Source organism: Streptomyces cupreus, assembly GCF_014257025.1.
Lineage (GTDB): Bacteria > Actinomycetota > Actinomycetes > Streptomycetales > Streptomycetaceae > Streptomyces > Streptomyces cupreus.
Map to the genome: position 1 here is coordinate 122,052 of NZ_JACMSF010000001.1, position 14,065 is coordinate 136,116.

At 74.9% G+C, this 14,065-nt stretch carries 6 protein-coding genes; 1 reads left to right on the forward strand and 5 read right to left on the reverse strand.

Annotated features, from left to right (window positions below; genetic code table 11):
- Window positions 1-14: 14 nt before the first annotated feature.
- On the forward strand, window positions 15-1,568 hold the full coding sequence (locus tag H4N64_RS00525) for an MFS transporter (RefSeq protein WP_186279782.1): 1,554 nt from the start codon (window positions 15-17) through the stop codon (window positions 1,566-1,568).
- A gap of 19 nt (window positions 1,569-1,587) precedes the next feature.
- On the opposite strand, the gene H4N64_RS00530 is transcribed toward H4N64_RS00525, so the two are convergent.
- Genes H4N64_RS00530 through H4N64_RS00550 form a run of 5 tightly spaced genes read right to left on the reverse strand, consistent with a single transcriptional unit; the run spans window position 1,588 to window position 13,986 of the window.
- Complete coding sequence (locus H4N64_RS00530; RefSeq protein WP_186279784.1) at window positions 1,588-3,324, reverse strand: SWIM zinc finger family protein; 1,737 nt, start codon at window positions 3,322-3,324, stop codon at window positions 1,588-1,590.
- Window positions 3,321-6,941: a DUF5682 family protein gene (locus H4N64_RS00535; protein WP_186279786.1), complete on the reverse strand. Its 3,621-nt coding sequence runs from the start codon at window positions 6,939-6,941 to the stop codon at window positions 3,321-3,323. Before H4N64_RS00535 ends, H4N64_RS00530 begins: the two co-directional genes overlap by 4 nt.
- 4 nt (window positions 6,942-6,945) lie before the next feature.
- Window positions 6,946-8,115 carry an ATP-binding protein gene (locus H4N64_RS00540; protein ID WP_186279788.1) on the reverse strand — a complete coding sequence of 390 codons (1,170 nt, stop codon included), beginning with the start codon at window positions 8,113-8,115 and terminating at the stop codon, window positions 6,946-6,948.
- 58 nt (window positions 8,116-8,173) lie between these two features.
- A complete protein-coding gene (locus H4N64_RS00545; RefSeq protein WP_186279790.1) occupies window positions 8,174-13,135 on the reverse strand; it encodes a hypothetical protein in 4,962 nt (1,653 codons plus the stop codon).
- Window positions 13,132-13,986: a DUF4132 domain-containing protein gene (locus H4N64_RS00550; RefSeq protein WP_186279792.1), complete on the reverse strand. Its 855-nt coding sequence runs from the start codon at window positions 13,984-13,986 to the stop codon at window positions 13,132-13,134. Before H4N64_RS00550 ends, H4N64_RS00545 begins: the two co-directional genes overlap by 4 nt.
- Window positions 13,987-14,065 lie beyond the last annotated feature (79 nt).

Consider the following 14,065-nt stretch of genomic DNA (forward strand, 5'->3'; position numbering starts at 1 on the left):
GAGTGCGACACGACATGAGCAGTAGCCCGCAGCCCACATCCCCGCAGACCACGGCCAAGGAGAACGGCGGTGGCGGAAACGCGATGGCACTGTTCGTCATCGCATCGTGCCAGTTGATGGTGGTCCTGGACATCACCATCGTGAACATCGCGCTGCCGGACATCCAGCGCTCCCTGGACTTCTCCACCACCAGCCTGTCCTGGGTGGTCAACGCCTACACCCTGACCTTCGGCGGACTGCTCCTGCTCGGCGGCCGGGCGGGCGACATCCTCGGCCGCCGGCGGGTGTTCATCTTCGGCGTGCTGCTGTTCGTCTTCGCCTCCCTGCTCGGCGGGTTCGCCCAGAACGAGGGCCAACTCCTCGCCGCACGTGCCCTCCAGGGCGTCGGCGGCGCCATCGCCTCACCGACCTCCCTCGCCCTGATCAGCACCACCTTCCGCGAAGGCCCGGAACGCAACCGGGCGTTCGGCGTGTTCGCCGCGGTGTCGGCGGGCGGCGGCGCGATCGGACTGCTCGCCGGCGGCATCCTCGTCGAGTGGCTGAACTGGCGTTGGGTGCTCTTCGTCAACGTCCCCATCGGATTGCTCATCGCGCTCGCCACCCCCCGCTGGATCAAGGAGTCCGAACGCCACCCCGGCCACTTCGACATCACCGGCGCACTGACCTCGACCGTGGGCATGGTGCTTCTGGTGTACGGCTTCATCCGGGCCGCGCAGGACGGCTGGCGGGACCCGCTCACGCTGGCCTCGTTCGGCGCGGCCGTGGTCATCCTCGCCGGGTTCATCCTGGTGGAACGGCGCTCCACCCAGCCCATCACCCCGCTGCACATGTTCGCCGACCGCAACCGCGCGGGCACCTACGGCATCATGCTGTGCCTGGCCGCCGCGATCTTCGGCATGTTCTTCTTCCTCACCCTCTTCGTGCAGAACGTGCTGGACTTCAGCCCGCTCCAGGCCGGGCTCGCCTTCCTGCCGGTCAGCGCGGTCATCGCGATCGGCGCCGGGCTGGCGTCCAAGTTCCTGCCCACGTACGGGCCGAAGCCCTTCATGGTGGTCGGCGCGATCCTCGCCGCGACCGGACTGAGCTGGCTGACCCTGACCGACGTCCACTCCACCTACGCCGGCAGCGTCCTCGGGCCGATGCTCGTCTTCAGCCTCGGCATGGGCATGGAGTTCGTCTCGCTCACGCTGATGGCGTTGTCCAACGTCCCCGTCCGGGAGACCGGCGCGGCCTCCGGACTCCTCAACGCCACACAGCAGGTCGGCGGCTCGCTCGGCCTGTCCATCCTGGTCACGATGTATGGGACGGCCAGCAGGAACGAGGCGGAGGAGCAGATGCGCCTGTTCCAGTCCCAGGCGACCCCGGCGGAACGGCAGAGCTACGAGCGCACGGGGGAGTTGCCGCCTCCCTGGGGCCACGAAGTTCTCACCGCCGGAGTCTCGTCGGCCTTCATCATGGCAGCGATCTTCACGGTGGTCGCCGCGCTGATCGCGCTCCTGGCCATCCAGGTCCGGCCGTCCGACCTGGAACGGCTGAAGGGCGGAGCGGGCCCGCCGGGGGCGGTCTGAGGGCCGCCGCGCCACATCGTCATATGGCTCCGGGCTCCGCTCCCCACGCCGCCGCGCACAGCGCCCGGTCCACCTCGGCCGTGTAGTGGGCCGCGCCCAGCCATGCCCGCGCGAAACGGTCCACATCCGCCGGGACCAGACGGCCGAAGGCGTCGCGGTCCCGGTCGGCGGCCGCGGCGTGCAGTTCGTCCAGGAGGTCGCCCGCGGTGGCGAGGCCGAGGCGCTGCAGACGGCGGCTGTCGAAGGCGCTGTCGCCGGGGAAGGCCAGCACCCGGCGGCCCCCGGAGGCGGTCTGGTGGACTCGGCGGCGCAGCAGGTGCAGCGGTGGTTCGTTCGATGCGGGCGCAGGGGCTGAGGGTGGCGTTGCCGCGCCGGTGGGCAGGTCGGCGTGCTGGAGGCGGTCGAAGCCCAGGTCCACACGGGCCTTGGGATCGGTGGGGTGGGCGGTGGCGAGGAGGAGGGCGCGGGCGTGCGGGGCCGGGGAGAGGCGGGCCACGACCCGCAGCCGGGTGCCCGGGGCGGCGGACAGCAGGCGGAGGTTGTCGCGGTAGGGGAGCGCCGGGTGGTCGTGGGCGGCGGCCAGCCGGACCGTCAGGCCGCCACAGTCGGCGAGCAGACAGTCGCCCGCAGCCTCACGGACCGTGCCGAGGAGCGTGACGTCCAGGAAGAGCAGGTCGTGCCTGTCGTCGGACAGCGCGCGTACCGCCTGCTCGGCGGCGGGCACGGACCAGAGCCGGTCCAAGGGCTCGCCGTCCCAGGCCACGCCGGACGCGCGCACCGCCCGTACCCCCTTCCCCGCGCCCAGCCGTCCCGTCGGCGACACCGTCGCCCCTGACACCGCGAGCCCCGCCCGGGACAGCTCCCGATGGGACAGCGCCGTGTCTCCGATGCGTACGGCACGCTCGGCCGCCCCAACCGCCCGGCCCGAACCGCCCGGCGCCACGTCGGACACCGTGTACAGACGGCCCTCGGCGTCGGCGGTCCAGGTCACGGCGCCCGCGTATCCGGCCGCCGTGAGGACGGGCTCCGAGAAGAGCCCATAGAGCCGCAGCGAGCCGTCCGGGGTGTACGGCTGCCGCACGCTGCCGCGCAGCGCCGCCAGTTCGGGGCCGGTGGCGTGCGGGAGCCGGTGTGCCGCGCCCAGGACGGCGCGGAGCGCGGTGACGAGATCGGTCAGGCGGTACGACGGATCCGCGCCGCGTGCCGCACGCAGCCCGGTGACCACGGCGACCGCCGACGCGGCGGCCCGGGGCAGCCCGGCGAGCCGCGCGGTGTGCGCCGCGCGCAGCAACTCCGCCTGGAGGACGGCTCCGGCGCCGTCCGTTCCGGCGTCGAGCACGGCGGCCGCGGCGGTATGGAGGGTGTGGGCGGCGGAGTGCTGGTCGGGGGTCGCCGAGTCGGCGGGCGCTGTCGGCTCGGGGTCCGGCGAGGGGGCTGTCGGGGCGGTGTCGGCAGTGGTTTCAGCCGCATCCGCGACAGGCGCCGCCGACGCCACCGCCGCCCGGTGCAGACAGTCCGGCGCCAGCAGACACCCGCACCGGATCGCGTCCGCACTGGTCACCACCCCACCCGGCGCGTGCAGTTCGAGGTCGGTGTCGTCGTCCACGGCGATGTGTACGGTGTCGCCGTCCACGACGACCGGCCGCCCGGCGAGCTTGGCGACTCCCGCGTCCAGCCGCTTGCGCAGCCGGGGCGACAACGCTCCGACCAGTTCTGCGGTCACGTCCGGCGCGACCGGCGGAAGGACCGGGCTCATGCGATCTTCTCCCCTACCCAGCGGGCGAGTTCGAGCGGACTGAGGGCGGCCACCGGCATGCCCGCGGCGACGAGCTGTCCCGCGACGCCGGTGGAGTAGCGGGGGCGGCCCGCGTCGTCGAGGCTCGCGCAGCCCAGCACCTGGCAGCCGGCCCCGACCAGGGCGCGTACCTCGGCGAGCAGCTCGCCGAGCGGATAGCCCTCCTCGAAGTCGCTGACGACCACGACGAGCGTGCGCGACGGGACGGTGACGAGTTCGCGCGCGTGCCGCAGCCCCGCGGCGATGTGCGTGCCGCCGCCCACGCTGACCTCCAGCAGCAGGGACAGCGGGTCGTCGACATGGCCGGTGAGGTCGATGACCTCCGTGGAGAAGGCGAGGAAGTGCGTCGACAGGGTCGGCACCCCCGCCAGCACCGAGGCGGTGAGCGCGGCCCACACCGTGGACGCCTCCATCGACCCCGACACGTCCGTGACCAGGATCAGCCGCCAGTCCGCGGCCCGCTTGGCCCGGGTACGGAACACCGGCCGCTCCGGGACGACCACGATCCGGCCGTCCGGGCCGCGCCGCGCGGTCGCCAGGTTGGCGCGCAGGGTGCGCGGCAGGTCCAGGCCGCCGCCCGGTCGCCGGCTGGGGCGAGGCAGAGCCGCTCCGTGCAGGGCGGGGCGCAGCCGCGTGGCCAACTCCCGGGTCAGCGCGTCCACCAGTCGCCGTACGAGCGGGCGCAGCGCGGCCAGCCGGGCCTCGGGCAGACCGCCCGCATGCCGCAGCACCGTCCGCAACAGGTCCACCGAGGGCCGCACACGGTCCGGGTCGAGCTCGGCCAGCACATCGGTCCGTCCCGACGCCGCCGCGGCCGCCAGCACCTCCTCCCGGATCCCGGGCCCGAACAGCGCCGCCAGTTCCTCGGACCACTCCCGCACTCCGGGGTACGGCGCCTCCCGCCCACCGCCCCGGCCGCCCGCTCCGGGCAGCCCACCTCGACTGCCCTCGCCACGCCCGGTGCCGTACAGCTCGTCCAGCGCGGTCGCCAACCCGGCGGCGGAACGCGCCAGTTGATCCGACCGCCGCCCCAGCACGAGCCGCCAACGGTCGGCGGGGGAGATGCGGTGGTCCTGGACGGTCGGCGCGGGCGTGGGATCTTCGGGGACCCACGAGGCGGTTCCGGGCGACGGCAGATGCCCGGGGTGCTCCAAGTCGGCTCGGCCGGACGTGGGTTCTTGGGGCTCGGGTGGGGTGGCTCGGGGTGACGGCTCGACGGGCGGCGGGCCGGCAGCGCCTCGGCCCGCAGCCGTGGCGACAGGGGACGGCAGCAGCCCGAGCCTGTCCAGGCCCGCACGGGCAATGAGATCCGCACGGGTCCAGGCGGCGAGCGCGGCGGGGTCGACATCACCGGTGTCGCTCACGCCTCCCGTGCCGCCCAGCCGCTCCTCGACGGCGGACAGCAGGCGTTCACGGGCCGCCGGGCTGAGCGTGTCGAACCCTCCCCGCAGCGCGGGCAGCCGGTCGAGGAACGCCCGGTCGGGCAGCTCCACCACCCGGCTCAGCAGTGGCTCCAGCGCGGTGGGCGCCGATTCCAGGAGCGGTCCGGCCGCGGTCAGCACTCCCGTGAGGCGCGCGGTCAGCGCCGACCGGGACTCCGGGCCGGTCGCCGAGTCGACCCAGGAGGCGATACGGCCGCCCAGGGCGTCGGGCACCTCCTGCCCGAGCAGGACGCGTACGGCCCCCGCGGCGCCCCGCATCAGCGGCGAACCGTCGGCGGCAAGCCGGGCCAGCGCGTCGGTGAGCCGGATACCGCCCAACACGTCGGCGCGGTGGGAGAGTTCGAGCAGGGCGTGGGCGTCGGAAGGGTCCTCGGAGCCGGTGAGGCCGTCCACCTGGCGCACGGCGGCCGCCGTCAGCAGCTCGGCCACGGCGGCAGCACGAGCCGTACGGTCCTCGTCGGCGTCGAGCCCGGGGATGTGACCGGCGCGCAGCCGGTCCAACAGGGCGAGACCGGTGAGGAGTTCGGGGAGCGTGCCGGAGTGGGGCAGCACGTCGGCGACATCGGCGAGCCGTTCGTCCGAGAGCGCGGGCAGGCCGCACTCCGCCGCCTCCCGCAGACCGCGCAGCGTCTGGTCGGCCGTACTCCCGCCCTCGTCCCGCTCCGCGCGCCGACGCTCCCGCAGCACACCCTCGGCGGCCTGCGCCGGAGTGACCCCGCGCACCCCCGCCGCGGCCAGCATCGCCGCCGTGGCCGGAGTCCAGCGCACCTCCCACCGCGAGGTGAGCGCCTCGGCCCCGCCCGTCCCGGCCACGTCCTGGGCCTGCCCGTACGGCACCCCGCACACCGTCAGCCGGCGCAGCAACAGCTCCCGTCGGCGGTCCAGTTCCGAACGCATCGGATCCAGCCGCAGATCACGCGAGGCGCTCTCGGCACCCGGGCCCGGCAGGCCGAGCGCCTCCAGCTCCGCCTCCACCGCCGGGGCGAGGCCGCTGCGGGGTGCGCCGGGCGCGGGCTGTCCGGTGCGGGTCCCGACGAGCACCCGCTCCATCGCCCGGGCGACGGCCCTGCCCCGGCCGTACGGTTCACCCTGCGCCAGCACGGTCTGCACCGCCTCGACCAACTCACCGCGCCCCGCCGCGGGCAGCCCCCGCAGCCGAGCAAGGTCACCGGCGAGGCGGCTGATCTCCCGCGCGTCGGCGGGCCCCGACGGATGACCGAGCGACCGCAACGCGGCACACATCTCCACCGCCGCCCGCGTCAGCGCGTTCTCCAGCGCGGCGGGATCTCCGGCCGCCCGCAGGACCAGGTGCTGCCACTCCGGGTCGCGGATGCCGGCCGGGTAGCCGGAGCGCTCGTCCAGCAGGGCGTAGGCGTAGGGGATGAGCGAGGTGGTCCAACTCCCGCTCGCCGCACGCTCGTCCGGGGCCTCGCCCGAGGAAGGCTCGCCCGACACCAGCGCCGGGGCGTGAAACGCGCCGACGACCACCGCGGCCCGCTCCCCGTCGGCGGTCGCCGCCGCCAGACGTGCGCGCATCCACCGCTCGCGCCGCAGATCAAGCTCGGGAACGCCCCCCGCGCCCACCGCGTCCTCGCGCAGCGCCCATCCCGTGAGCAGCGCTGCCCGGCGCAGCGCCTCCGGCGGGGAGCCGGGGGCCGTGGCCTCCACGAGCCGGTCCCACAGGTCGTCCCCCGGACGCCCGGTCAGCCGGGCCCGCAGGGCATCGGCGATCCCGGGACCGACGGACGCCGAGCCCGCCGTACCGCGCCCCTCTCCCCACGCGCGGTCGGCCAGCGGCAGGTCGCAGGCCACGACCGGAACCCCCTGCCGAGCCGCCCAGCGCACCGCGGCCAGCTCCGGCGAGAAGTCGGCGAACGGGTAGAACGCCGGTCCGCCGCCTCCGTCCGGTGGCGCGGCCGCGAGCGCGACCGGCGCGCGTGTCTCCACGTGGCCGAGCCACGGCAGCCACTCCTGCATCTCGTCGGGGAGTTCGACGAGCACCACGTCCGGCTTCGCCGCGTCCAGCAGAGCGGGCATGGCCGCGGCGAGGGACGGCGCGTGATGCCGTACGCCGATGAGGTACGGCGCCGTCGGGTCGGTCAGGGCCGCCACGGCCTCGTCGGGGGAGAGGGGCACGGCGTCAGCCCTCCAGCACCGTGCGCAGGTCCCACAGGGTGCGCCAGGTGGCGGAGCCCTGTTCTGCCCTTCGCCGGACCGGACCGTCCCAGTAGCCGCGCAGGCGGGCCGCGTCGGCGGGGTCGTCCTTGCGGACCACACCGAGCAGATGACCGGGCAGCAGCCCGAGCACATCGCGGTCGCCCGGGAAGTACGCCGCCGCCAGCCCCAGCGCGCCCGCCACGGACACGGCCTCCGCGGTGCTCATCACCGTGGACGGCCGCTCCACCTCCCAGCCCTCCGCCGACCGGCCCTCCCGCAGATCCCGGAACGCGGTCACCAGCGCCTCCAGCACCGCGTCGTCGACCTGGAAGGCCGCGCCCGCCCGCTCCACGGAGGCCCGCGCCTGGCTGCGCACCAGCGCGGTCTCGGCGTCGAGGTCCGCGATGGGGCCGACCGTCTCGAAGTTGAAGCGGCGCTTGAGCGCGGCGGACATCTCCGAGACGCCCTTGTCGCGCAGGTTGGCGGTGGCGATGAGGTTGAAGCCGGGTGCGGCGTGCGCCAACGAGTCCTCGCCGCCCGCCAGTTCGGGCACCGCGATCCGCCGCTCGGAGAGCAGCGAGACCAGCGAGTCCTGCACCTCCGGCAGACAGCGGGTGACCTCCTCGACCCGGGCGATGGCGCCCCGGGACATGGCGGTGAGGACGGGCGAGGGCACCAGCGCCTGTCGGCTCGGGCCCTGGGCGAGCAACAGGGCGTAGTTCCAGCCGTACTTGAGCTGGTCCTCGGTGGTGCCCGCGGTGCCCTGCACGACCAGTCCGCTGGTGCCGCACACGGCCGCCGACAGCAGCTCGGACAGCATGGACTTGGCGGTGCCGGGCTCGCCGACCAGGAGCAGTCCGCGCTCGCCCGCGAGCGTGACGACACACCGCTCGACCAGGGCCCGGTCGCCGACGAACTTCTCCGACACCTCCAGGCGCCGCGGCACGCCGTCCGGCACCTCGGCGGTGTCGGGCAGCTTCAGCGCCCGGCCGCCGCTGCCCATGACGAACGTGACGACGGCCCGGGGCGTGAGCTGCCAGGCAGGTGGGCGCGGACCGTCGTCGTAGGCGGCGAGGAAGGCCAGTTCGGTGGCGTACAGGTCCTCGGGCGGGACGATCTGGCGGGTCGGCGCGGAGGGCAGGGTGCTGGTCATCGGCGACGGTTCTTCCGGTCGGCGGGTGTGTGGGTCGGCTGGGGCAGGGGCGCGTCCGTCATCGGCGCCGCCCCTTCCGGGTGGCCTGTGTGGTCAGCTCCTCGTAGGCCGGGGTGTCGCCGCCGCGGACGCGGTCCCAGGCGCGGGCGAACAGCTCGGGCAGCGGGAGAAGCGGGACCGCGCGGACGTGGTCGTCGATCCGGTAGAGGCCCTCCTTCCAGGCCTCCACCGGCAGCGCGGAGCCCTTCAGGTCGCGCCAGGCGCCCGGCAGGAACAGGGTGCGCCCGGCCCGTGCCCGCTTTGCCTCGACGACCAGGTCGGTCGCGGCCAGTTCGGCGCGGGCCTTCTTCAGCCGGGCGGGCTTCCAGCCGGTCCAGCGGGCGCAGTTGCGGTCCGTCGGGTCCGGAAGCGCGAGCAACTGGAGGTAGAGCGCCGCCGCGTCCTCGCCGAGGCCATGGGCCGCGGCGACCTCCGTGACCAGGTCCGGCACGCTGATCATGGGGTTCTGGGCGTGGCCGGGGGAGCCGTCGGCGGCGACGGACCGCGCGAGGTCGTCGGCCAGGAGTGTCCGCAACGACCGCAGTCCGGCTCCTCGCCCGGGACCCACCAGTCCTTCGAGCAGCCCGAACACGGCGTCGTCCGGGCCGGTCAGGCCCGCGGGCCGGACCAGGGTGATCTCGTTGTCGCCGTGCCACGGGCGCAGCACCAGCGCCTCGCCGACGCGGGTCAGCCCGTGCGTGTCCGCTCCTCCGGTCTCCGGAAGTCCGTACGCCTTGCGCACCTCCACGGCCGTCGTGCCGCCCTTCTCCGTCCACTCGACGTCGAGCGGGAGGATCAGCTCCGGGTCGGCGAACCGGCGGCGCAGGGCGGCGAGACCCTCCGGCAGGGCGGCGCGCAGGGGGTGTCCGTAGGGCAGGCCGTAGGCGAGCGACGCCAGGGCGGCGACGGCGCCGACCAGGTCGTGCCGGCCGGGCATCGCCGCCGGGTCCTGCGGGGCCAGGTTGCCGTCCTTGTCGACGCGCAGGACCGTGGTGCGGCTGATCCACGGGGTGTGCCCGGGGTTGAGCACCTGCTCGGCGGAGCCGATGGGCAGCCCCGCGAGGTCGGCCGAGAGGTCCTCGGGCAGCCGGACGACGGAACCGAGCCGCTCGGCCCACACCCGGCCCGCCGCGTCGATGTCCGGTCCGGTCGTCCACAGGTCGGCGGGGTCGGCGGGCAGCAGGGCACCGAGCAACGCGCTCCTGTCCGTCGGGGACAGCGAGCCCAGCTTGCCGTTCGCCTGATCCATCTGACGCGGCTTCAGCCCCGTCACGGCGAGCGCCTGGGCGTCGCGCTCCTCCGGGCGGCCGGCCAGCAGCACGGTCGCCTGGAGCGGGCCGAGCCCGTCCCGCGTCGCGGCGGCGAACGCCTCGGGCGCCTCCGGGAGCCAGGGACAGGCGCCCTTGTCCCGGATCAGGCGGGCCACGGCGGCGAGCCCGTCGGAGGGGAACGCCTGCCCGTGCCGCGTCTCCTTCTCCAGGGTGAAGTGGGCGACGGCGCCGAACTCACCGGACGGATCGTGGTCCAGGGCGAGCCAGTTCACCCGGCCGCGCGCCATGTCGACGTTCTGGCAGCCGAGGACGACGACGGTACGGCCGTCCCTGCGCAGCACCTGCCCGACGCGCTGTTGGTTGTTGTCGTGCGGCTCGCCGAGGACGACCGCGCGCAGGCTGTCTCCGGGGGCGGCGAGCGGCCCCTCGGCGAGGGCCTCGAACAGCAGGAGCAGCGCCTCCCGTCGGGCGTCGGTCAGCGTCGGCAGGGCGGCCCGGTAGGCGAGCGGGCGGAGTGCGCCCAGCAGCGAGGGCCAGATCGTGCCGATGCCCGGGATCGTCAGCCCGTCGCTGATCCAGCCGTCCCCGACCAGGGCCTGAGGCGGCAGCGGCTTGCCCTCGGCCGGGAGCCCGTTCAACACGTGGTTCACCGCGCGGATCTGGCGGAGAACGGTGTACTTGTGCTCGCCGCCCCAGCCTCCCCACAGGGAGGCGATGCCGGCGGTGGCCTCGCGCATCGTGCGGTCGTCGCCGTGGTCGGGGCTGTAGTCGGCGAACATGCCCTCGGTGCGCCGCCGGTCCGGCACCACCCGCTCGACGGGCGGCGCCGCGAGAGCGGTGGCCGACTCGGTGACCCGCAGCGCCGCCCGGACCAGCGCGGAGACACCGACGATCAGCCGCTCGTCGGTGAGTTCGGGCAGCGCCGCCGCCACGGCCCGCCGCACGAACTCGTCGGTGCCGGGGATCCTGGCCCGCGCTTCGAGGTCCGGGGCCGCGTCGTACCGCGCCCGATGCTCCGCCAGGCCCGCGGTCCCCGCCCGCAGCAGCTCCGCCGCCCGCTCGTCGCTCAGGGCGCGCAGCACGGCCGAGCCCCGCTCGTCGCGGGGACGCAGGGCGTGCCAGAAGGACAGCGGCGGTACGTACCGGTTGCCGGCGGCGAACTCGCTGCCCCGCTCGCCCAGGGTCACCCGGCCGAGCAGGCCGCCGTCGGACGGGTCGTCGGCGTCGAACAGGGCGATGTGCGAGTCGACGATCGCGGCGACGGGCTCGGCGCCACCGGGCAGCCGCAGCGCACCCAGCGGAGTTCCGCGGGTCCCGCGCAGGGCGGCGGTCCGGCCGTCCGGCGTACCGGCGGTCGTCCGCGTCTCGTCGCCCGCCGTCTCGGTGCGCACCCAGCGCCCCAGGACCGTACCGTCGGTGCCGAACGGACTGTGTTCGAGGCCGGGTTGCAGCGGCAGCACCTCGCACTGGTGCTGCTGGAGCGTGGCGTCCTCGCGGATGCCGCAGCGCAGGAAGGCGGGCAGCGAGGCACGCCCGTGCGTGCCGGTCGCCGGGTCGTACTCCAGCCACACCTGCTGGAGCCCCTGCCGGCCTTGGCGCCAGCATGTGGTGCCGTCGCCGATGACGGCACGGCTCGGGGGCAGGACGGTGTCGCCGGCGTGCAGCGTGCGACCGCCGGTGGCCCGGCCGCCACCCGGCAGCGGAATCGAGGGGGAGCCGACGTGATGGCCGTACCAGTAGCCGAGTTGCTCTCCGCCCAGGCTGAACACCTCCGAGGGCCGGGCCGACCAGTACCCGGACTGCTTGCCGTCGTGCCGCCACATCACCAGCAACTCGCCGTCGGTGTAGCGGAACTGCGGGCGGCTCCAGCGGTCCAGTTCGACGGGCAGGCGCAGGTCGTGTTCGAGCAGCACCTTGTCCGGGCCGACGACGACGGCCTTGTGCCCTCGGGAGAGGATCAGCGCGGGCCAGGCCTCGCTGACCGACAGTTCGTTGTGGTGGCCCCGGGCACGGGTCTCGGAGCCGAGCAGCCGCAGCGCCTCGTCGAGGGCGGGCCAGCCCAGCTCGTCCAGGATGCCCGCGCGCAGGGTGCGGCCGAGCACCGGTGCGATCTCGTGGGCGGCGATCCGGGCGACGGCGTCGGCGTCGACGCGGGAGGCCACCGGGCGGAACGTCCGCAGCCGGTCCAGCGCCTCGCGGGCGCCGGGCAGACCGGTCGCGCGGGTGAACTCCCCGGCCCTGTCGGCGATCCACCCGCGGAGCACCTCGCCCAGCACCGGGTGCGCGGTCAGCGCCTCCAGCACCTCGGACGAGGTCCGCTCGCGGCCCAGGGTGTCGATCGCCTCGTGGAGCAGGCGCCGCAGCCGGGGGTCCGCGGCGGTGGCCTTGAGGTCGCGGCGGCCGGGGCGCTCTTCGCGCAGCCAGCGGTCCAGGGCCAGATGGACGCGGGTCGCCGTGCCGGGTACCGCCAGCGGCACGCCCTCCGCCGCGCACAGGTCGAGCAGGTCCAGGTCGGCACCGGCGTGCCAGCGGCCCGCGAACAGGTCGACCGCCCGGCCGTCGGCCCGCAGCCGCTGCGTCATGCGCGCCACCAGCGCGAGGGTGGCGGGGGAGCGCCCGGAGACCGCGGCGCCGTGCTTGCGGTGGCTCGCCCAGCGACTGAGCCAGTCCGCCGCGTCGACCTCGCCCGCCGCCTCCGCGTCCTCGCCGGTCAGCAGTCGGTCGGAGCCGGTCTCCGCGAGCAGCCCCAGCCAGAACTCGTCGTCCTCGACGCTGCGGCCGAGTCCGCCCGGCATGATCTCCAGCAGCCGCACGCGTACGGCCGGGCGCTGCTCGGCGAGGACGGACAGGGTGGCCCGGTAGGTGTTCCAGAAGGAGGCCGGTGCCCGTACGGCGGCCGGGGAGGCGATCAGGTCGGCGACCAGCTCGCACTCCTCGGTGACCCGGGACAGACCGGCCGCCTTGATCAGGCTCCGGGCGTCCTGCGGCAGCGAGGCGTACGGCGGCATGCCCGCCGCGCAGCGCTCCACCGTCAACTGCCGGTACTGCGCCCACGCCGCACCCGGGTCCAGACGGCGGGCGAGGTCCTTCACATGCTCCTTGAGAGCCTTGACCGTCAGCGCCCCGGCGAAGGCGAACTCCAGGAACACCGCCCGCTGCCGGTCCTCGTCGACGGTGAGCGCGTGCACCCGCTCGGCCTCGCGCGCCTTGCCGAAGAAGGCCGCCGCGTAGGTGGTGTTCTCGTGCTGGAGGAAGATCCGGGCCGCCTGCTCGTAGAAGGTCGGCAGGAAGTGCGGGACGGCCCGGCCGAGCCGCTCGCCGAGCTCCTCGAAGCCCTCCTTGGCGGTGCCCGGACGGGACTTGGCCTGCCGGGCGAGCCGCTCGACGTCCTTGACCAGGGCCAGCGCGTGGTGGCCGTTGGCCGGGTCGTGGACCAGCGCCCAGGCGGGGAAGCCGAGCGTCTCGCGGCGCACCTGGCCGACCTCGGGCGCCTCCGGCTCGCGGGCCAGACCGAGGAACTCAAGGGCCAGGTCCTCGGCCTCGCCGAGGGTGCCGGGCACGAGCCGGACGATGTGCCGGTCGTCCAGGGCGGGGTGGGTGTAGCTGCGGACGGTGAGGGTGTCCGCGTCCTCGCGAGTGGTGGTGCCCGGCGGCAGGACGGCGCCCGCCTCCAGCAGCGCGGCCGCGGTGGTCTCGTCGTACGTGCTCATGCGGCCTTCTCCTCGTCCTCGATGTCGCGACCGGCGTACAGCGCGGCCGCCATGCGCATGCCCTCCGACCAGGCCACAGGCCCGACCTGACCCGGCTTCAGCACCCTGCCGCCGGCGTCCGTCCAGGTCAGCGGGCCGGTCTCGGTCTCCATGTAGGTGTCGTAGTCGCCGATCCAGACCCGGGCCTCGATCGCGCGGCCGTCCTCGCGCAGCGAGCAGACGGCGTCGCCGCCGCGGACGCGGTAGCCGAGCTGGGTGGCCCTTCCGTGCAGGAACCGCAGCTCCTTGAAGACCCCGCCCGCGTAGTCCTGGACGACCGCGGACTCGGTGTCGAGATCGTCCGGGCGATGCCACACCTCGCGGAAGAGCTGCTGGGCCCGCTGCTCGACGCCGAGTTCGACGGCGAACTCCCTGAGCTCCTCCAGGTCGTCGAGGAGCACCGGGTGCGGGACGCTGACGAGTTCGGGGCTGATGCGCACGGTGTCGCCGTCGAGGTCGACGAGCCCGAGTCCGCGCTCCAGGTCGGCGTCCCGGAGGAAGCCCGCGACCGCACCGTCGGGTCCGGTGACCACGAGGTCGCGCAGGGCGTTCTGCCAGGCCGGGTCGGGCCACACCCGGGCGATGACCGTGAGCGGCACCGGAAGGGAGCGCACCATCCACCGCTCCACGTCGGTCAGACACCGCCGTTCGTGCCGCTCCAGCCACTCGGCGAGCTGACGCAGTCCCACCACCGCGGGATCGTCGGCGAGTTTGGCCGGTACCGACTTCAACCGCCGTCCTGCCGCGTTGCGGCACACGACCTTCCCCGCGTCCAGCGCGACCTCGTAGTCGCCGGCCGTCACCCACCCCACAGGTGCCTCCCCGCACTCCAGTGATCAAGTGACCGGAACTCTAGGCCAGACCACTGACAACGCCCCACCGCGGTCCCTG